This is a genomic window from Congregibacter sp. (assembly GCF_045107095.1).
GTDB lineage: Bacteria > Pseudomonadota > Gammaproteobacteria > Pseudomonadales > Halieaceae > Congregibacter.
This window is the reverse complement of sequence record NZ_JBGCFU010000005.1, coordinates 1-19064: the sequence shown is the minus strand read 5'-3', so window position 1 is coordinate 19064 and position 19064 is coordinate 1. Positions and strand designations below refer to the sequence as shown.

Genomic DNA, 19064 nt, shown 5'->3' with positions numbered 1-19064 from the left:
CGCAGACAAACACTAACCATCGGGTCTGGCGGCAAGCCGCGAGACCGGCATTATCGGGCAGCGCCGGGTGATGTACAAATAAAGAGAGTAACTGTGTCATGTGCTTGATCGTTTTTGCCTGGCAAAAACACCCTGGATTGCCTCTGCTTCTCGCCGCTAACCGCGATGAGTTTCATGATCGCCCGGCCGCTCCGGCCGCCTATTGGAACGACACACCTCAGGTTCTGGCCGGACGGGACCTACAGGCCGGAGGCACCTGGCTCGGCATCAGTCGCAGCGGTCGCTTTGCGGCAATCACTAACGTCCGTGACCCCGCGGCTCAGGAGCGTAGCGCGCCTCGCTCAAGAGGTGAGCTCACCCATGACTTTCTTGCGGGCACCGCGGCTCCCCGCGACTACCTCCTTAGCGTAGCAGATCGCATAGACGACTATCAGGGCTTTAACCTCCTGGTTGGTGACAGAGAGAGCCTTTGGTATCTCCATGGGAACGCCGCTGAAAAGTCGGAACCAAGGGCACTGGTGCCCGGTGTCTATGGACTTAGCAACGCTGCACTGGACGTACCCTGGCCCAAAGTAAACCTCGCCCGGAAGCGACTCCATAGCGCCTTGGAGGGCGTTGCGGGAAACAATAAGGCACCAGACCATAGTGAACTTCGCCGCTGCCTTGCCGATCGGAGTCTTGCCGATCAGCAAGCGCTCGACGATCAAAATCTTCGCGGTGATATGGCTCGCCAACTATCGGCGCAGTTCATCGTAACGCCTCACTACGGTACGCGATGCTGTACAACACTGAGGACCCATCTCACGGGCGAATTGGAGTTCGAGGAACAGCGATTTAATAGTGCGGGCAGCTTAGTAGGGACCGAGGCTTTTAAGCTGGACACCAAAGGCGCAGCCTAATCGATGGGCGTCGGTACCATCTGCTGTAAATCCCGCTCATGAAAAAACGCACTTAGACGCTCCTCCACTGCCTGACCACTGTCCATCTGTCGAATCTCATCAAGCAGCAAGCGCGCGTCGCTGGCGGTAATCGATCGAACGGCATGTTTGACCCGGGGCAGACTGGTAGCGTTCATCGACAGCACGTCATAACCCATTGCAAGCAGGAGTACCGCGGCCATTGGGTTACCTGCAAGCTCGCCACAAATACTGACTTGCTTGCCCTCGGCCCGCGCACCGTCCGCGACCTGAATCAAAGCCTCAAGAAGCGCAGGGTGGAAGGCATGATAGAGATCCGAGACTCGGGCATTGTTCCGATCAACGGCTAACAGGTATTGCGTCAGGTCGTTACTTCCCACGGATAAAAAGTCGACGCGGCGGGCAAGCGCTCTTGCCTGGTAAACCGCCGAGGGCACCTCAACCATGACTCCGATGGGCGGCAAGGGCATCGCAAGGCCCTCTTCTTCAAGCTCCCGTTGACAGCGACGAATCAAGCCCAGAGCCTCTTCGAGCTCAGGAATATTGCTTATCATGGGTAACATGATGCGCAGATTACCCAGCCCTTCATTGGCCTTAAGCATGGCGCGAATCTGGGCCAGAAGTATCTCCGGGTGGTCAAGGGTAACGCGGATACCCCGCCAACCCAGGAAGGGATTTTCTTCGTCAATGGGAAAGTACGGCAGGGCCTTGTCTCCACCAACATCCAGAGTGCGCATGGTCACCGGCCTGGGTGCAAACGCCTCAAGCTGTTCCCGGTATATCTGCCGCTGCTCTTCTTCAGAAGGAAACCGCTCTCGCATAAGAAAAGGCACTTCGGTGCGATAAAGGCCCACACCTTCGGCGCCACGATCAAGCGAGCGCGCAACATCTGCCATCAAGCCGGTGTTAACCCACAACGTGAGCCGGTGTTCATCAAGGGTTACACAGGGTAGATCGCGGAGACTCTCCAGGCCTTTGTTGAGCTCTGCATCCTGATCAGCAATAAACTGAAAGCGCCTGATCCCCTCCTCCGTGGGATTCAGATGCACATTCCCGTTGTAGCCATCGACCACCACGGACATATCGCGAAGACGCTTGTAGGGCAAATCCACAGCACCCATAACGGTGGGGATGCCCATAGCGCGAGCCAGAATTGCTACGTGAGAGTTGCTGGAACCTCGCACTGAAATAAGGCCGGTCAATTGACTACGGGGTATTTCTCCAAGCATAGAGGCGGTGAGCTCTTCACTCACAAGAATCGTTTTCTCAGGAAACTCCTGATTCTCCCGTTGATCCGCTTGTAAGTATCCCAGCACCCGCTCGCCGAGATCTTTGACATCTACAGCTCTTTCGCGGAGATAGCTGTGTTCCATTGCCTCAAAATGCCGGATGTGCTCAATCATGACTTCCGCCAGAGCACCCTGTGCCCACGACCCAGCCTTAATAAGCGACGCGACTTCTCCACCGATTCTCGAGTCATCAAGAATCCCGATATACACATCAAATAGCGCCAAATCCTCGGGACTTAACTTGTCACGCAAATTTTCCGCAACCGACTCGATATCGATACGTACCTGCGACAGCGCCTGCTTGAACGCACGAAGTTCACCTCGGCGATTGTCACTGGACTGCCTTGGAACCGCATACAAGTCCGCGGCGGGTGACACAACAACCGCCGTGCCTATGCCAATACCGGGGGCTCCGGGCACTCCGCTTATCCGTGCGTAGGTGCTGTCGCGTTCAGGACTGCGCTCGTCCGGCACCTCACCCGTGACACGAGCGTGGGCAATAACCCCCGCAAGCTGCGCAGACATAGTGACGAGAAAGGCTTCTTCAGATTCGTCAAAACGTCTCCGTCGCGCCTGCTGCACCACCAGAACACCCAACACATCGCGCTGGTGGATGATCGGCACACCCAGAAAAGCGTGGAACGATTCCTCGCCAATATTCGGAAGTAGCTGAAAGTTAGGGTGAAGCTCAGCGTCTTCGAGGTTTACCGGCTCCTCACGCTCAGCAACCAATCCCACCAAACCTTCACCGGGAGCGAGCGACAAATTACCTACTTGAGATGCATTGAGTCCCTCAGTGGCACGGAACACGTAGCGGGTTTCGTTGCGACCTCGAATATAGACACTGCATACCTCCGTACCCATGGCCATACGAACTCGAGAAACAATAATTCCGAGCACCTCATCGAGAGACTCAGCGCCATTGACCTCAAGAACGATATTGCGAAGGACTTCCAGCATGCTCAGCGATCCTGCTTGCCGGCCGGCATGCTAGCCAACAACGGTACCGCAAGTTCTTTTAAAGCCCGCCGATAAACTTCCCGCTTGAAATACACCACCTGATTCAGGGGATACCAGTAGGACACCCACTGCCAGTGATCAAATTCGGGTTTTGGATTGTGCGACAGACTCACGGTGTCATCTGGGGCGAGCATACGAAGCAAATACCACTTCTGTTTCTGGCCAATACACATCGGCTGCTGCCCTTTACGCTGATATTGCTTGGGCAGGCGATAACGCAGCCAGCCCCGGGTACAACCGAGGACCTCGACATGCTCCGGTCCCAAACCGACTTCTTCCTCAAGCTCGCGATACAGCGCTTCTTCGGGCTTTTCGCCGTCATTGACGCCGCCCTGTGGGAACTGCCACGCGTTACGACCACCCACGCGACGCGCCCACAGAAGTCGTCCGTCATCGTTGGTGATGACGATACCGACATTGGGCCTAAAGCCCTGCGCATCGATCATGAATACTCTGTCCAGAGTGACAAGGGATCGTCGATTGTTCCACAAATAAGCGTTTCTGAGAATTGCTAGACTTTTGGCAGGTAGTTACCCTTGTGCTTGGAGCAGCTACTCGCCCTGCTCTTATTGCTCTCTCCACCGCAGTCCGAAGCGGTCAACAAACACAGGGCCGACCATGACTCTCGCAATCTTTGACCTCGATAACACGCTCATTGCCGGTGACAGCGATCATCTCTGGGGCGAGTATCTGTGTACTCAGAATATGGTAGACGAAACGCAGTTCCGAGCCGCCAACGAAGGCTTTTATGCGGACTATCAGCGAGGTGAATTGGATATACAGGCGTACCTGGCTTTTGCCCTGGCACCACTTGCTGGGCGCAGTCTCGAGTCGCTGAGAGAGTTACAGATTTCTTTTCTCAAGGACTGCATCGAACCGATCTTGTTGCCGGCGGCTGCGGAGCTTATCCAGAAACATCGTTCCCGGGGCGACCGTTTACTGATCATTACCGCTACCAATGAATTTGTGACCGCACCCATTGCACGACTGTTAGGAATCGAAGAGCTATTGGGCTGCGCAGTAGAGGTCGCCAACGGCGTACTGACAGGGCGGCCCACGGGCACCCTCACCTATCGCGAGGGCAAGGTAACGAGGCTAAAAGATTGGCTGACCGAGGAAGGAGAAAGCTTGGACGGCGCATGGTTTTACAGCGACTCTCACAACGATCTCCCATTATTGGAAGTGGTCGAAAACCCAGTTGCTGTGGATGCTGATCCCACGCTTTCTCAAATTGCCCAAGACCGCGGGTGGCCGCAGGTCAGCCTGCGCGCCTGACAACGAGGGAGCTTAGTCCTCGTCAGCGCAATGGGTCTGATAGGTCTCTGCATCCATAAGGAGTGTCTGCACTTCTTCAAGATCCTGAGGCTTTAATCGAAAGAACCAACCGTCGTGATAGGAGTCGCCGTTGACTGTTTCCGGGGCATCTTCCAACACACTGTTTACCGCCACTACGGTGCCGCTGATTGGCGCATAGATATCAGACGCCGCCTTCACAGATTCCACAACACCCGCTTCGTCACCGGCTGCAAGTTCGGCACCCTCGTCGGGAAGCTCCACAAACACCACGTCACCAAGAGCCTCCTGCGCGTGATCACTAATACCTACGGTCACGGTGCCGTCATCTTCCACCCGTGCCCACTCGTGACTGCGGGCATACCGCAATTCTGGAAGAACCTGACTCATCGACTTACCCCTGAATTAAAAATGCTGCTTTTGCGTTGGCTATTCTAGCCGCGGACTGTAAAAACTCAACGAAACGAGACGTCTAAAAACAATTATCAACCGACGCCCATGGCCTGACGAATGATTTGACGCTTAACTCGGGGTAATCCCGCAATCGCGCGCATTCCGGTGTTTCGTAACCACCGCAGCGGCGGTGCTTCCTGCTCAAACAAACGCTTAAAGCCATCCATGGCGGCCATCATGGCAAGATTATCCCCTTTACGACGGCGCTGATAACGCGACAGCACATCGACTCGACCCGGGCTCAAACCTCGATGCAGCGCAGTATCGAGCTCCTCTGCAAGTACCTGCACATCTGCAAGACCCAGGTTTATGCCCTGCCCCGCCAGAGGGTGGATGGTATGCGCCGCGTCGCCCACCAAGGCGACACCGGGCAATATGTAGTCCACCGCATGTCGTTGGCGCAAAGGAAAGGCCATACGAGGCGCGCAGGCGGTGACTTTGCCAAGAGCGTACTCACTGGCTTGGCCCAGAGCCTCCGCAAAAGCTTCATCGTCCATCGCCAGCAATTCGTCAGCCAAGTGCTCTTCTATTGACCAGACTATGGAGCAGGCTTTGTCTTCGGGGCTCTGCAACGGTAGTAAGGCCAATGGGCCAGACTGCAAAAACCGTTGCCACGCCGTGTCCTGATGACCTCGCTCAAACGCCACCGTCGTCACTATTGCGCGGTGACCGTACTCCCACTCCCGGGTACGCATACCCAGCAAATCACGCGTGGGAGAAAGCGCGCCGTCGGCGGCGATCAACAAACGGCACCGAAGCTTAATACCGTCTTCTAGCTCCAGTAGCGTCTCTTCGGAACCTTCCTCACTGCCGTTTGCATCGTCGTGTGACGACTCTTGCAAACCAAGACGCTGAATATCGGCAAGACGCGCGGGCGCCATAACACGCACTCCCGGGAGAGTTCTTACCTGTTGGGCAAGGGCCGCAGTGATGACGCGGTTCTCTACGATACTCCCCAAAGAGTCGGCGGATACTTCCTGTGCATCAAACTCAATGCGGCCAGTGCCCTCTGCGTCCCAGACAGTCATATGCTGATAAGGACAGGTTCGAGCCTCTTCAATGGCCGGCCAGGCTCCCAGCTGTTTCAGAAAGCCAATAGAGCGCGGAGTCAGTGCACTGACCCGCGAGTCGTAATCCTCAGGCGCAATCCCCATGCCTGGCATCTGTTGCGGTAGCTCCCGCGCTTCGAGTACTGCGACGGTGCGCCCAGAATCCGCCAGCGCCGCAGCCGCGGCAAGTCCCGCTATCCCGCCACCAACAATGGCGATATCCACGGCATCACAATTCACTTCAGCCATGTCGCGCCTCCAGTGCCGCCATACCAGCGGCCTGCTGCACAAACTCTCGCCGCAGTAACGGAAACATGTCCATACCCGACAGGGCCAAGTCACGCCCCAAGGACAACAAAGGGTCGTTAACCATAAACATAGCGGGTAAGCCGTCGCTCGCCGCGATAGTCTGGGCTTGATCACGCTGCCGATTCTCGGCGTACTGCATCAACACGGCGGTATCGCCAGCGTCCGCACCGGTGTCAGCGGCGTTTGCCAGCGCGTGACTCAGCGCTGCAGCATCGCGTAGAGCAAGATTGAATCCCTGCCCAGCGACTGGATGTAAAGCGTGAGCCGCATTCCCAAGCACCACGCATCCTCGACGAACCTGCTCTACGGCCTCGGTGAGTGCCAGAGGATAACTGTGTCGGTCTCCCACTCGCTCAACCCGGCCAAGACGGTAGCCAAAGGCATCAAGGAGAGCGCGCGAGAACGTCGCCTCTTCGGCTATTTCCATGGCTGCAGCGTCTGATGGGTCCAGCGTCCATACCAGAGCCATTCTATGGGCAGCCTGCTCCGAAGGAGGCAGAGGTAACAATGCAAGAGGTCCCGTTGCGGTAAAACGCTCGTAAGCACAGCCGCCGTGATCCTTCTCAAAAGCCAGATTCGCGATGAGTGCGCTCTGTCCGTAGCTTTTACGTTGGGTCAAAAATCCCATCTTCTCCCGCAAGGTAGATTCAGCCCCGTCAGCGATCACCAGTAGATCTGCCTCAAGCTCCTCTTCGGCCAGTCTGACCCGAACTCCTGATCCCGATGGGACCGCGTCGGTCACCCGGTCAGGACAGCGGAGCGTGACTCGGGAGCAAGCATGAACGGCTGCCAGCAAGGTTCGTCCAAGGCAGGGGTTTTCGACCACCCACCCGAGGGCATCCCACCCCTGCTCGGCGCTGGATAACAAGCTGCTCCCGAAGCGCCCCCGGCGAGAGACATGAATTTGATCGATGGGCGCAAGACCCGGTAGCAGCGATGTCCAAAGCCCCAGCTCTCGGTAGAGCGTGGCCGTGCTGTAGCTTAAGGCGGTGGATCGAGCATCAAATGAGGGGTGGTAATCGTTTTGCGGGGCTGTCGACGCGGGCAACGCGCGGCCCTCGACAACGGTGATTCGCGTCTCCGCGGGCAACTGCTCATGGAGTAGTAGAGCAAGGCTCAGGCCCACCATTCCGCCACCGGCGATGAGAATATGGCTCTCCGCCTCGCTCACTGCATCCATTCCTCTACTTCTTCACAACTTCGGGGCAAACCTTTGCTCAACAACTCATAACCTTCTTCAGTGATCACCACATCGTCTTCTATGCGAATACCAATGCCCCGCCAGGGAGCGGGCACGTCGTGATTATCTGGCGACACATAAATACCAGGCTCAACGGTGAGCGCCATTCCGGGCTCTAACTGACGCCACTCACCACCGGGTCGGTAATCACCAACATCGTGCACGTCCAAGCCCAGCCAGTGGCCGACGCGGTGCATATAAAAGTCCTGATAAGCACCCTCTTCAATCAATCGACTCACATTGCCGCGAAGCAAACCGAGGTCTACAAGCCCGCTGGTAATGACATCGACAGTAGCAGAATGTGCGGCATTCCAATCTCGACCCGGCGCCAAAGCCTCAAAAGCCGCGTTCTGGGCGGCCAATGTGAGCTCGTAAAGCGCGCGCTGACGCTTGCTAAACCGACCGCTGACGGGAAAGGTGCGGGTAACGTCTGCGGCATAGCCGCGATATTCGCAGCCAGCATCGATGAGTACTAGATCGCCGCGTTTCAAGCGCTCTTGGTTGCTGATGTAGTGCATCGTGCAGGCATTTGAGCCGCCAGCGACAATACTGGGGTAGGCAGCATGACGGGCTCCATGGCGGGCAAACTCATGCAGAAGCTCCGCCTCCAGTTCAAACTCCGCCATACCGGGCCGACACTGTCGCATCGCTCGTCGGTGGGCTAAGGCTGTTATCGCGGCAGCCTGACGCATCTGGCGAATCTCTGCCGCCGATTTAAACAATCGCTGCTCATGGAGTAGGTGATCTAAATCCGTAAATTCCCCGGGAGGAACTGCCCCGGCAGCCACTTTGCTGCGGATACTGTTAACCCAAGCCATAACACGAGTATCGAACTCGCGACTGCGGCCCATAGAGTAATAAACGCGATCTCGACCCTCGATCAAGCCAGGAAGAATGTCATCGATATCTGACAGCGGGAAAGCATCATCGGCATCAAAACGCTCACAAGCCGCCTCCGCTCCTACGCGCTCGCCATTCCACAGTTCCTCTACCGGGTCTTTCTCATGGCAGAAAAGCACGTACTCACCATGCTCACGACCCGGAAGGAATACCGCGACGGCGTCGGGCTCGGGGAAACCGGTTAGGTAGTGAAAATCACTGTCCTGGCGAAAGGGGAATTCTGTATCGCGACTGCGGGTAGCCAGTGCGCCAGCCGTAACAATGGCAATACTGTTGTGCTCGAGCATCCCCAGCAGGGAGTGCCGACGACGACGAAAGTCGCTGCGGGGAATATTGGCTACGCGCTCCGATAGCTCGGGCTCTGAAAACGACTGAGCCTCAGTCATTCTTCCGTCGATCGGCCGTGATCAGAAACGGGGGCGGACTCGTCACCGCCGACGCCGGCATCCAACATGACATTCATAGCCGCAACTGTGAGGTACTCAAGCAGCTCGTAGTAGGCTTCTTCAGCTGCATTGCTGTCCTCGTCTTCCTCATCCGAAGCCGCTTGAGCGATAGCGGCAAAATCCCGCAGCGCTTCGGCACTGTCGGGGAGCACCGCTTGGCCCTGGCCTTCGGACTTCACTCGGGCCTGCGCATAGCCACTTAGAAAACCTCGACACCATTGCGCCATAGCCTCAATACGCTGTGGAAGCTCAAGCTCGTCATCCGGAAGCAAAGGCTGAAAGTCAAAAGAACCTTCGCCGATGCTCTCGATAGCCCTGCTGCGCAGAGTTCCAATGGCATCCGCCAAAGAACCGTGGAGCGAAATATCCAAGGCCTGCTCCAGCTCGGCCAGCAAGGCCTCTTCGCCGCCGCGAAGCCCGCCACCGAGCAATCCACAGAGGCAGCCATGGAGTTCTGCTGGCGACAGCATTTCTCCCTGTTCAAGCAAGGAATTCGCGAGCTCATCAAAAAATCCCGCAATCGAATCGGTCGGATGCGGATCAAAAATAGACAATGTAATTCCTAGAGCGCGTATGCGCCGTTGACCTGCCTGAATACGGCCCCTATAGTGCCGACAACCCTCGGCGTCGCGCAAGTCATGTCTGCATGTCTGATGATGTTTTGAAAACTCTGGAAGACAAGATCGATCAACTGATTGGTCTGTGCGCCCAGCTCAACCTTGAAAATCAGGCTCTCAAGCGTGAGAACCTTGGTTTTCAGCAGGAGCGCAGAGACCTGATCGCCAAAAATGACCTGGCCCGTGCCCGCGTAGAGGCAACCTTGCAACGTCTTCGTAGCATGGAAGCGGCATCATGAGCGGTAGCGCCAGCACCTTTTCAGTCACGATTTTAGAAAAAGAGTATCAAGTCGCCTGCCCGGAAGATCAGCAGGCCGAGCTCTTACTGTCGGCACGACATCTGGACGAGCAAATGCGCGCGATCCGCTCCACTGGCAAAGTTATCGGACTTGAACGCATTGCTGTTATGGCGGCACTGAATATCAGTCACGAGCTTCTTCAGGCCCGCAATGGCGTCACGAGCAGCGACACTTCCGGTAGCAATACAGGCGAAAAGAAGAGCGGGAAGACGGGTGGCGCAAAAGCTGAGACTGCCACTAATGCAATTGATCCGGCAGATGCTGCAAGCCTGTCAGGCCTCAACGCCAAGCTCGACGAAGCTCTGCACCAATTACGTCAGCTCGAAATAGGCTGATCAAAAGCACCATCCATCCGTAAAGCGTTCGTCAGATACGCTATACTTACTCCCGGTCCCTGGTGCATGCGCCAGACATTCAGTCCTCGAGCCGATAAAGTGTTAACCGGGGGTGACCGATGACGTTGGTGTGCAAGTCCGGCATGACCGGGAAGCCTGATACGTCACGGGAGCCACCACCTTGAACCTATCGGGTTCAAGGGCCGTACCGTCAGCGGTGCTCCGGGTACCGATTTTTATGCCAGCGATTTCAAAGCCGACACGCGAACAGACTCGCAAGCAAATGCAAGAAGACACACGCAAGGAGCGGCGCAGAGAGCGGCGCCTGCACTTGCGGGAACGTCGCCGAGCCATTACTACCCCCCTTGCGCAACAAGCCGCCAAACAAGTGGCTTATCATCTATGCGCAGATGATCTTTGGGCCGCCAACCATCTCGCTCTGTACCTTGTTAATGATGGCGAACTTGATCCTTCGGATATCGCCCAGGCCGCATGGCGCGCGGGCAAACACGTTTACCTTCCGGTCATAACACCCTCGGGAATGCAGTTTTGCGAATGGCGAGCGACCGATACCCTCCGTCTCAATCGCTACGGCATTGGCGAACCCCAAGGACAGCCCTGCGAAGCCAAGCGCCTGGAAGTCATTTTTCTACCCACCGTCGGATGGACAACCGCGGGCTTTCGCCTGGGAATGGGCGGCGGTTACTACGATCGATTTCTGGGGAGTGAGGAGGTAGAGACCGCAAAGCGTATAGGGCTCGCCTACGACTGCCAACGCGATACCTCGCTGGAGAACTTAAGGGAGAGCTGGGATCAACCGCTGGATGCGGTACTTACAGAGACTGGCTTAAGGCGCTTCGACGTTCGCGCAGGTGATTAGCGACAGACGGCTACCGGTTTCCCACTGTGCCGGGACTTCCCACGACACCAGCCTGAAGAGGCGACGGAGGCGCTGCTACCGACGGACTTGTGAGTGAACCTGCAGACGAATTTGCAGACGAATTTGCAGACATAGGGAGCATCAAGGTGATCACCACACCTAGTCCAAAGACTGCGGTTAGCACTAACAACATGTCAGGTCGTTGTTTCACAGTATTTCCCGTTCTCATAAGTACATCACTGCCGTCTAGTTCTTGGTAAAACTATCCTTTACCGGTCGTTTAACGATCAGACAGAAGCGCTAAGGGCATGGAGTAAAGGCGACGCAGATGTAATTTTTTGTTACTAAGTCGCGAATATGTCATGGAATACTTGACAGAGCAAGACGTCTGCAAAGGCGGGACCTGGGAAATTAGCGTCCGCTATCAGGGGGCCCAAGGTACAAACGGTAGGCCGCGTTGTCCGTTTCATCCCAATATCGATAGCCAATTGCATCCAGGCAGGCCCGTGCCTCGGAGCGCTCTTTTGGCCCAACCTGCATTCCCACGAGAATTCTTCCGTAAGCTGCACCATGGTTACGATAGTGGAAAAGAGAGATGTTCCAGCGCTGCCCCAAGCCAGAGAGAAACTTTAGCAATGCTCCCGGCCGCTCCGGAAACTCCACCCGGTAAACACGCTCAGGACCTACCGCCTCTGGCGCCAGTCCACCGACCATATAGCGAATATGCAGCTTGGCCATTTCGTTATCGGTAAGATCTTCGCAGTCGTAACCCTGGTCGACCAGCTGACCCAAAAGCGCATTGAGATCGTCACCGCCGGGTTCGACGGACATCCCCACAAACACTCGCGCATCCTGAGCGCTGCTGTAGCGATAGTTAAACTCGGTGATATTGCGGCGCCCCAGGCTGCCACAAAACTTGCGGAAGGCCCCGGGCTTCTCAGGAATAGTAACGCTGATGACTGCTTCGCGTTTCTCGCCAATTTCAGTCCGCTCAGAGATGTAACGCAGGCGATCAAAATTGGTGTTGGCGCCGCTGAGCACCGCCAGTAGCTGCTGCCCCTCAACGCCCTCTCGTTCCACATACTTTTTGAGACCCGCTAGAGCCAGAGCGCCGGCGGGCTCTGCGATACCTCGGGTGTCTTCAAAAATATCTTTGATGGCGGCGCACATTTCATCCGTACTTGCGGTGATGACCTCGTCGACGGTGTCGCGAATAATCCGAAACGTTTCTTTACCGACTTGAGCCACCGCGCAGCCGTCAGCGAATAGCCCTACCTCGGGCAGCGTTACCCGCCGACCTCTTTCTAAAGCGACCTTGAGGCACGCCGCATCTTCAGGCTCGACGCCAATAATCTTCGTGGTCGGCCACACATAACGGATGTAGGCCGCCATACCCGCAAGCAGGCCGCCGCCACCAACGGGGATAAACACCGCATCCAGAGGCTCCTGATGCTGCCGTACGATCTCCATAGCCACGGTCCCCTGACCAGCAATAACGTCCGGGTCATCAAAGGGGTGCACATAGGTGAGATCTTTGTCCTTCACGAGCTTCTGCGCGTGAACAGAAGCTTCATCAAAATTATCGCCGTGAAGCACGACATGAGCACCGCGACTTCGCACCGCGTCGACTTTGATACTCGGCGTTGTTTTCGGCATAACGATCGTGGCGGAAACATCCATGCGTTGTGCCGCCATCGCCAGACCCTGGGCATGATTCCCGGCAGAAGCTGCGATCACGCCACGCTCCCGCTGATCCGGGGTCAGCTGATGCATTTTGTTGTAAGCGCCGCGAAGCTTGAAGGAATACACGGGCTGCAAATCTTCACGTTTTAACCAGACTGAATTGCTGAATCGCTTGGACAACAGCAGCGCCTGATCCACGGGCGTCTCCCGCGCTACGTCATAGACACGCGCGTCGAGGATTCGCTTTATGTAGGACTCAGGCATAGCAAACAACAAAGAATAAGACGCGCATAGTAATCCAGCAGCAACCGGCTTGCAGCCAACGTTTTTGGGAGTTCTCCACCTTTGGGCCAAAGTTTGCGTGGCTCGGACTCCCGACATAGATCCTGCGCAGGTACACTGGCGACAGAACAAGCGAGCAAAGCAAGGGAAACTGATGGATCAGGACAACCTCAAGCTCAGCGTTGCCCAGGCTGCGCTGGATGTCATTCAGCCACAACTCGAATCCAACACCATCGTAGGAATCGGGACCGGCTCGACGGCAAACATGTTTATTGATTTGCTGGCAAACGCTGCACACCTTTTCGACGGGGCCGTCGCCAGCTCAGAAGCCAGTGCCGAGCGACTGCGGAGCCACAACATTCCCGTTTATGACCTGAACGCGGTTAATCGTGTGTCGGTTTATGTTGACGGCGCCGATGAATGTAACGAAGCGCTAGAACTCATCAAGGGCGGCGGCGCGGCCCTCACACGAGAAAAAATTGTCGCCGCAGTAGCCACGGAATTTATTTGTATTGCGGATGAAAGTAAGTGGGTGCCAGTACTGGGAAACTTCCCCTTGCCAGTGGAGGTGATTCCTATGGCACGGAGCCATGTCGCGCGAGAAATTGTAAAACTTGGCGGTGATCCGGTGCTCCGCGAAGGCGTTGTCACCGACAACGGCAACGCAATCCTGGACGTCTATAACTTCCCCATTGCCCAACCCCTGGCAACAGAAGCCAAAATCAACGGGATTGTCGGCGTGGTTTGCAATGGTCTTTTTGCGCTGAGACCCGCAGACCGGTTGCTCCTGGGAACGACCGAAGGGGTGCGCGATATCAAGCGTCCAAAATCTTTCCTGGATTCATAATTCCTGCGGGATCAAAGACACGTTTAAGCTGGGCCATGAGCTTAATCTCAGCGTCTGAACGGCTGTAGCCCAGATAAGGTTTTTTCAACAACCCAACGCCATGTTCTGCGGAAATACTGCCACCGTGGCGAGCGACCGATTCGAACACCCCCTGGCTTACCGAACCACAGCGGGTCTGAAATTCTTCCATGGGCATGGCATCTGGCTTGAGGATATTGAGGTGCACATTGCCATCACCGATGTGACCAAACCAGATAATCTCAAAGTCGGGATAGTTATCGCTTACTAACCCTTCAACCTCTGCTAATAGTGAAGGCACCCGAGACACTGTCGTCGATATATCGTTCTTGTAGGGGGTCCAACGCGAGATGGTTTCTGAGATATCTTCCCGCAACCGCCAAAGTGCCGTAGCCTGAGCCAGGCTTTGGCTGATGACTCCGTCTTCCACCCAGCCCGCTTCCAGGCAGTGCTCAAAACACTCCATGGCCGCGGCTTCCGCCACATCGTCAGGCTTCTCAAATTCCAGTAGCGCGTAGTAATGACTAGCGGTGACGAACGGCCGAGTCAGGCCCTGATGCTCGATGACTTTTGCGAGCGCCTCTTCTGAGAAAAACTCAAAAGCCTCCAATCGAACTCGATCCCGGAAGGCTCTCAAGACCTCCATAATCGACGCCATATCCGGGGTGCCAAGGACCATGACAGCGCGCTCGGTGGGCTGCGCTTCGAGACGCATTGTCGCCTCAACGATGATGCCCAAGGTTCCTTCCGAACCGATCATCAAATGCCTCAAGTCATAACCCGCATTGTTTTTGATCAGGCCTCGGTTGAGGTCCAGTAGCTCTCCCGTTCCGGTAACAACCTTGAGCCCAGCGACCCAGTCACGGGTCATGCCGTAACGAATCACCTTAATACCCCCTGCATTGGTCGCGATGTTGCCACCAATCTGGCTCGAGCCACTGGAGGCAAAGTCGACGGGATAGAACAGTCCCTCGGCCTGAGCAAACTCCTGCAGCTGAGCAGTAACCACACCGGCACCACAGCGCACCGTGCGGTCCGTAGCATCAAAGTCAGAAATCTCATTCAGGCGATCCAGAGCCAAAACAAGCTCTCCATTGGCGGCGACCGCTCCCGCGGACAAACCACTACGGCCTCCCGAGGGTACGAGCGCGACCTGTTCTGCACAGGCCCAGCGCACAATGGCCTGCACCTCTTCAACGGACTTTGGCAGAACTACCGCGGCGGGATTTGGCTGATGGACGCGAGTCCAGTCCCGGCCATAGTTAAGGCAGGACTCTTGGTCAGTACGCAGGGCCTTTTCATCCACCAGCGTTGCCAGTGATTCGAGTTGCTTCGGGCTTAACACGGAGTCTCCGGGAGCTTTTACAAAGAAATAACGAACGACAATTCTAGGGGGTTTGCGAACTCAAAACCCCGCGGCGGCGTATGCTACCATGCGCCGCCGCGCCGCTCAGGCAGCATCAATACCGCAACAAATTACCTCGCAGAGTTTACCGAACATGGCCCAGCAGTCCCTCGAAAAAAGCAAAATTCGCATCCTGTTGTTGGAGGGAGTGCACCCTTCAGCTATCGAGGTGCTCAATCGCGCGGGTTACTTCAACATCGAGCATCACAGTAAGTCACTGCCTAACGAAGAGCTCAAGGCATCGATCGCTAGTGCGCATTTTGTTGGCATACGCTCAAGAACTCAGCTTAGCGAGGAAATACTCGCCGCCGCCCCCAAACTGATCGCCATCGGCTGCTTTTGCATCGGCACTAACCAGGTGGATCTTGAGGCGGCCACACGTCGAGGCATTGTTGTCTTCAATGCACCGTTTTCAAACACGCGCAGCGTTGCGGAGCTGGTCATCGCCGAGGCGATTCTTCTTTTACGTGGCTTGCCAGCGAAAAATGCCGCAGCCCATCGCGGTGAATGGCAGAAAACTGCCGCAAATTCTTATGAAATTCGTGGCAAGCGCTTAGGTATTGTGGGTTACGGCAATATCGGTATGCAGTTGGGCGTAATTGCGGAGGGCCTGGGAATGCGAGTTCAGTTTCATGACGTTATCAACCGTCTTCCCCTGGGCAACGCGCAGCAGGTGGTCGGCCTCGATTCCCTGTTAGCGAACTCCGATGTGGTCAGCCTACACGTCCCCGAAACCAGCTCCACCGCCAAGATGATTGGCGCACGAGAACTGGCTTTGATGCCAAAGGGAAGTATTCTGATTAACGCGTCGCGAGGAACCGTCGTTGATATTGACGCACTGGCGTCGGCATTGGACAGCGGGCACGTCAGCGGCACGGCAATCGACGTGTTTCCTGTGGAGCCTCGCTCTAACGACGACGAGTTCGTCTCACCCCTCAGGGAATTTGACAACGCCTTCCTGACACCCCACGTCGGTGGCAGCACAATGGAGGCACAGGCGAACATCGGCGGAGAGGTTGCCGAGAAACTGTCGCGCTATTCTGACAACGGTACGACCACAAGTTCGGTTAATATGCCTGAAGTGGCTTTGCCAGAGCATGACGGCTGCCACCGCTTACTTCACATCCATAGGAACGTACCGGGCGTGATGGGAGCAATTAACAACATTTTTTCAGAAATTGGCGTCAACATCGCAGCGCAGTACTTACAGACCAACGAACATGTGGGCTACGTGGTGATTGACATCGATGCGGAATATTCAGAAGTCGCCCTCGAGAAGTTGACGGCGTTGGAAGCTACATTGCGGTGTCGGGTATTGTTTTAGACAGACAAAGAAACAGCGACCTTCGATCGGGTCTGCTTGCTATTGTCCTGAGCGCGGCCGCGCCCTTCGCTAACGCGCAATTTGTTGATGGTGACGGCACCGAGTGCTGCTCTTCGATCACACCCCAACACTCGGCACCAACCTACTATGGCGCCAGCATGTTTCGCGAGGACGACCCGCGGGCCGCCGCGAAATTTCTTATTGCCGAACCCCTGGACCCACCGGCGACCTCCAAGGTGCTACTGGAAACTTTAGAGCAGCAGGAGCTGGATAACGGCCCCATGTCGCCGTTGCTGGCTCCTACACTGGAAAACCTGGGCGCTGCCTATCTTGCAGAGGGTCGCGACCGCGAGGCCATCAAAGCATTCAGTCGAGGCATTCACCTTTCCAGGGTTAATGGAGGCCTATACACCCCGTCTCAAACCAGCATGCTGGAGCAGCTCATCGCAACTCATGTGCGAAACGGAAATTACGCTGCAGCGGACGATCAGCAAGCTTACCTCTACCGCCTAAAACGCTTCGGGCAACAACACTCAGGTAACGAAGATCTTCGCGCGGCCACGCTGCGCTACGCTGACTGGATGCGTGGCGTTTATCTCGGAGATATTGACTACCAGCGCTTTCCGCGACTCGTGGGAATCAGTGATTTATACGATGAGGCTATCGACGACATCGCTAGCAACCAGAGTGAAACCAGTCCGGAATTACTTGATTATCTAAAAGGTAAGGTCGCCCTCGCCTATCTGATTTCGGTGTATCCAGGCGAGCGCGAAACAGGGTTTCGTGCCTCGACGACACAAATGGCTGGCTTTGACGTCGCGAGTGAAGCGCAGCTGCGTTTTTGGCGGCTCAGGGATCACAATTTCCGTTATGGACTGCAATCTCTCCAGCACAAGGAGAGAGTAATATCGGCAATGCCAGAGAGCAGCGCTGAAGACCGAGCCAATGCTCATCTCGCCATTGCTGATTGGTATCAGTGGCACCGACGCTATGCACCGGCAATACGGATCTACAAAGAAGCCTGGGCTATCATGGAGTCAGAGCCGGGCAGTGAGAGCTGGTACAGCAAAACCTTTGGAGAGCCTTTGGAGCTTCCCGAGGAAACAGTCTTCAATCCCGGCGCTGTGCCCGTAGGCACGACCAAGCTCGCGCAGGTGGTGATTGATTTCGCTGTGTCTCGACATGGAGAAGCCGTAGACATCGACATAACAACCGATGCGACGGGGGAAGACGCGAAGTCCGCCACCAATCGTGCCTATAAATATCTGCGGAGTGTCCGGTTTCGGCCAAAGCTTCAGCAGGGAAAAGTCGTGGTAGCGGAAAATATGCACCGAACCTACAAGATAAGGTACTAGACCATGGTGGCCCCTGACTTAAAGCAGGTCATTATTGCATCCCAGGAGATGGTTCGTCGGGGCGACGCCAATGGTGCCCTCGCCTATCTGCAAAGCAACGCGGCTCAACTCAGTGGGCATGTCGACTTTCATATGAACGTCGCCATTGCCCACCGCAACCTCGGCAATGCCCCCCTCGCGATCAAAGCTCTCAATGCGGCACTCGCTATTGACCCCTACGCTTTCATGCCGATGCTATCGAAAGGCTCAATACTCGAGCAGATGGGCGACATGCGAACCGCAGCCCAGGTTTACAAAGACGTTTTGCGCATTGCTCCTGAGGAATCACAGCTTCACGCCTCGCTGCGCCCTCTGTTAAAGCGCGCCCAAGAAGTGGTAGATGAGCAAGCAAAGGCAATGGCTTCCCACTTTCGTGACGCGTTGGGCCCGTTAATGCAGGAGCATCGCGGTGAATCACTGACGCGCTTTGAAGAATGCATGGATGTTGTCGCAGGCGTAAAACAAATTTATAACGCCGAGCCCGTGCAGGTGCATTACCCCCGCCTACCTGCAATACCCTTCTTTGATCGGAGTTACTTTCCCTGGTTCGAGACCTTGGAGGCTGCTACCGAAACGATTCAAGGCGAACTGGAAACACTCATGCAGGAGGGCCTTCCCGGGTTCAAACCCTACGTGCAATACGCACCTGGCACTCCAGAGAACCAGTTCAAGCCTCTGAATCACTCAGACAACTGGAGCTCGCTTTGGTTGTGGAAGGATGGCCAGCCGCAGCGTGAGGCCATGGCCCGCTGCCCCAAAACCACGGCCGTGCTTGAAGAGCTGCCTCTTGCGGACCAGCCGGACTTTGCACCTACCGCACTGTTCTCGGCACTTGCACCCCATACAAAAATACCGCCGCACACAGGGTCTACGAATACTCGCTTGCTAGTTCACTTACCGCTGGTGCTTCCCGGGCCTGCAGGGTTCCGTGTCGGCAACGAAACCCGGGAGTGGCGTATCGGTGAAGCCTGGGCCTTTGATGACACCATTGAGCACGAAGCCTGGAACGATGCCGATCAAACGCGTGTGATCATGATCTTTGATATCTGGAACCCGCTACTGAG

General features: G+C 56.0%; 19 protein-coding genes and 1 other RNA gene. 10 read left to right on the top strand and 10 right to left on the bottom strand.

Features of this window, described 5'->3' with window-relative positions; all coding sequences use genetic code 11:
• Window positions 1-98 precede the first annotated feature (98 nt).
• Window positions 99-899, top strand: a complete 801-nt coding sequence (locus AB8B76_RS01325) for an NRDE family protein (RefSeq protein WP_405269148.1) — start codon at window positions 99-101, stop codon at window positions 897-899.
• Here AB8B76_RS01325 and ptsP read toward each other — a convergent pair.
• Window positions 896-3166, bottom strand: coding sequence for a phosphoenolpyruvate--protein phosphotransferase (gene ptsP / locus AB8B76_RS01320; protein ID WP_405269145.1), 2271 nt, complete (start codon window positions 3164-3166; stop codon window positions 896-898). The two genes, AB8B76_RS01325 and ptsP, sit on opposite strands and share 4 nt — an antisense overlap.
• Before the next feature lie 2 nt (window positions 3167-3168).
• Window positions 3169-3672, bottom strand: coding sequence for an RNA pyrophosphohydrolase (locus AB8B76_RS01315; protein WP_405269142.1), 504 nt, complete (start codon window positions 3670-3672; stop codon window positions 3169-3171).
• A 172-nt stretch (window positions 3673-3844) separates the two neighbouring features.
• On the opposite strand from AB8B76_RS01315, the gene AB8B76_RS01310 reads away from it, so the two are divergent.
• On the top strand, window positions 3845-4501 hold the full coding sequence (locus tag AB8B76_RS01310; RefSeq protein WP_405269139.1) for an HAD family hydrolase: 657 nt from the start codon (window positions 3845-3847) through the stop codon (window positions 4499-4501).
• 12 nt (window positions 4502-4513) lie between these two features.
• Here AB8B76_RS01310 and gcvH read toward each other — a convergent pair whose 3' ends face one another.
• The 5 genes from gcvH to AB8B76_RS01285 form a co-directional block, all read right to left on the bottom strand.
• Window positions 4514-4909: a glycine cleavage system protein GcvH gene (gene gcvH / locus AB8B76_RS01305; protein ID WP_405269136.1), complete on the bottom strand. Its 396-nt coding sequence runs from the start codon at window positions 4907-4909 to the stop codon at window positions 4514-4516.
• Between the two features lie 95 nt (window positions 4910-5004).
• Window positions 5005-6270, bottom strand: coding sequence for a UbiH/UbiF/VisC/COQ6 family ubiquinone biosynthesis hydroxylase (locus tag AB8B76_RS01300; protein WP_405269133.1), 1266 nt, complete (start codon window positions 6268-6270; stop codon window positions 5005-5007).
• Window positions 6263-7510, bottom strand: coding sequence for a 2-octaprenyl-6-methoxyphenyl hydroxylase (gene ubiH / locus AB8B76_RS01295; RefSeq protein WP_405269130.1), 1248 nt, complete (start codon window positions 7508-7510; stop codon window positions 6263-6265). The genes AB8B76_RS01300 and ubiH overlap by 8 nt, the downstream gene beginning before the upstream one ends.
• A complete protein-coding gene (gene pepP, locus AB8B76_RS01290) occupies window positions 7498-8856 on the bottom strand; it encodes a Xaa-Pro aminopeptidase (protein WP_405269128.1) in 1359 nt (452 codons plus the stop codon). The genes ubiH and pepP overlap by 13 nt, the downstream gene beginning before the upstream one ends.
• Window positions 8853-9470 carry a UPF0149 family protein gene (locus AB8B76_RS01285; protein WP_405269125.1) on the bottom strand — a complete coding sequence of 206 codons (618 nt, stop codon included), beginning with the start codon at window positions 9468-9470 and terminating at the stop codon, window positions 8853-8855. Before AB8B76_RS01285 ends, pepP begins: the two co-directional genes overlap by 4 nt.
• 92 nt (window positions 9471-9562) lie before the next feature.
• On the opposite strand from AB8B76_RS01285, the gene zapB reads away from it, so the two are divergent.
• The 4 genes from zapB (at window position 9563) to AB8B76_RS01265 (ending at window position 11047) form a co-directional block, all read left to right on the top strand.
• Window positions 9563-9772 carry a cell division protein ZapB gene (zapB, locus tag AB8B76_RS01280; protein WP_405269122.1) on the top strand — a complete coding sequence of 70 codons (210 nt, stop codon included), beginning with the start codon at window positions 9563-9565 and terminating at the stop codon, window positions 9770-9772.
• Window positions 9769-10167 (top strand): cell division protein ZapA, encoded by a 399-nt coding sequence (locus tag AB8B76_RS01275; RefSeq protein WP_405269119.1) that lies wholly within the window; start codon window positions 9769-9771, stop codon window positions 10165-10167. Before zapB ends, AB8B76_RS01275 begins: the two co-directional genes overlap by 4 nt.
• A gap of 53 nt (window positions 10168-10220) precedes the next feature.
• Window positions 10221-10400, top strand: a non-coding RNA gene (gene ssrS / locus AB8B76_RS01270) — 6S RNA.
• A 50-nt stretch (window positions 10401-10450) separates the two neighbouring features.
• On the top strand, window positions 10451-11047 hold the full coding sequence (locus AB8B76_RS01265) for a 5-formyltetrahydrofolate cyclo-ligase (protein WP_405269116.1): 597 nt from the start codon (window positions 10451-10453) through the stop codon (window positions 11045-11047).
• A gap of 10 nt (window positions 11048-11057) precedes the next feature.
• On the opposite strand, the gene AB8B76_RS01260 is transcribed toward AB8B76_RS01265, so the two are convergent.
• Both AB8B76_RS01260 and ilvA read right to left on the bottom strand, forming a co-directional pair.
• The gene (locus AB8B76_RS01260) at window positions 11058-11258 is read right to left on the bottom strand and encodes a hypothetical protein (protein ID WP_405269113.1); all 201 of its coding nucleotides are present in this window, start codon (window positions 11256-11258) and stop codon (window positions 11058-11060) included.
• Between the two features lie 200 nt (window positions 11259-11458).
• The gene (ilvA, locus tag AB8B76_RS01255; protein ID WP_405269110.1) at window positions 11459-12994 is read right to left on the bottom strand and encodes a threonine ammonia-lyase, biosynthetic; all 1536 of its coding nucleotides are present in this window, start codon (window positions 12992-12994) and stop codon (window positions 11459-11461) included.
• Between the two features lie 172 nt (window positions 12995-13166).
• On the opposite strand from ilvA, the gene rpiA reads away from it, so the two are divergent.
• A complete protein-coding gene (rpiA, locus tag AB8B76_RS01250; protein ID WP_405269107.1) occupies window positions 13167-13859 on the top strand; it encodes a ribose-5-phosphate isomerase RpiA in 693 nt (230 codons plus the stop codon).
• Here rpiA and AB8B76_RS01245 read toward each other — a convergent pair.
• Window positions 13828-15222 (bottom strand): FAD-binding oxidoreductase, encoded by a 1395-nt coding sequence (locus AB8B76_RS01245; RefSeq protein ID WP_405269104.1) that lies wholly within the window; start codon window positions 15220-15222, stop codon window positions 13828-13830. The genes rpiA and AB8B76_RS01245 overlap by 32 nt on opposite strands.
• 154 nt (window positions 15223-15376) lie before the next feature.
• Between AB8B76_RS01245 and serA the strand changes: the two genes are divergently transcribed.
• The 3 genes from serA to AB8B76_RS01230 form a co-directional block, all read left to right on the top strand.
• The gene (gene serA / locus AB8B76_RS01240) at window positions 15377-16606 is read left to right on the top strand and encodes a phosphoglycerate dehydrogenase (RefSeq protein WP_405269101.1); all 1230 of its coding nucleotides are present in this window, start codon (window positions 15377-15379) and stop codon (window positions 16604-16606) included.
• The gene (locus AB8B76_RS01235) at window positions 16588-17961 is read left to right on the top strand and encodes a hypothetical protein (RefSeq protein ID WP_405269098.1); all 1374 of its coding nucleotides are present in this window, start codon (window positions 16588-16590) and stop codon (window positions 17959-17961) included. Before serA ends, AB8B76_RS01235 begins: the two co-directional genes overlap by 19 nt.
• A 3-nt stretch (window positions 17962-17964) precedes the next feature.
• The coding region (locus tag AB8B76_RS01230; RefSeq protein ID WP_405269095.1) for an aspartyl/asparaginyl beta-hydroxylase domain-containing protein at window positions 17965-19064 on the top strand (1100 nt) is incomplete at its 3' end.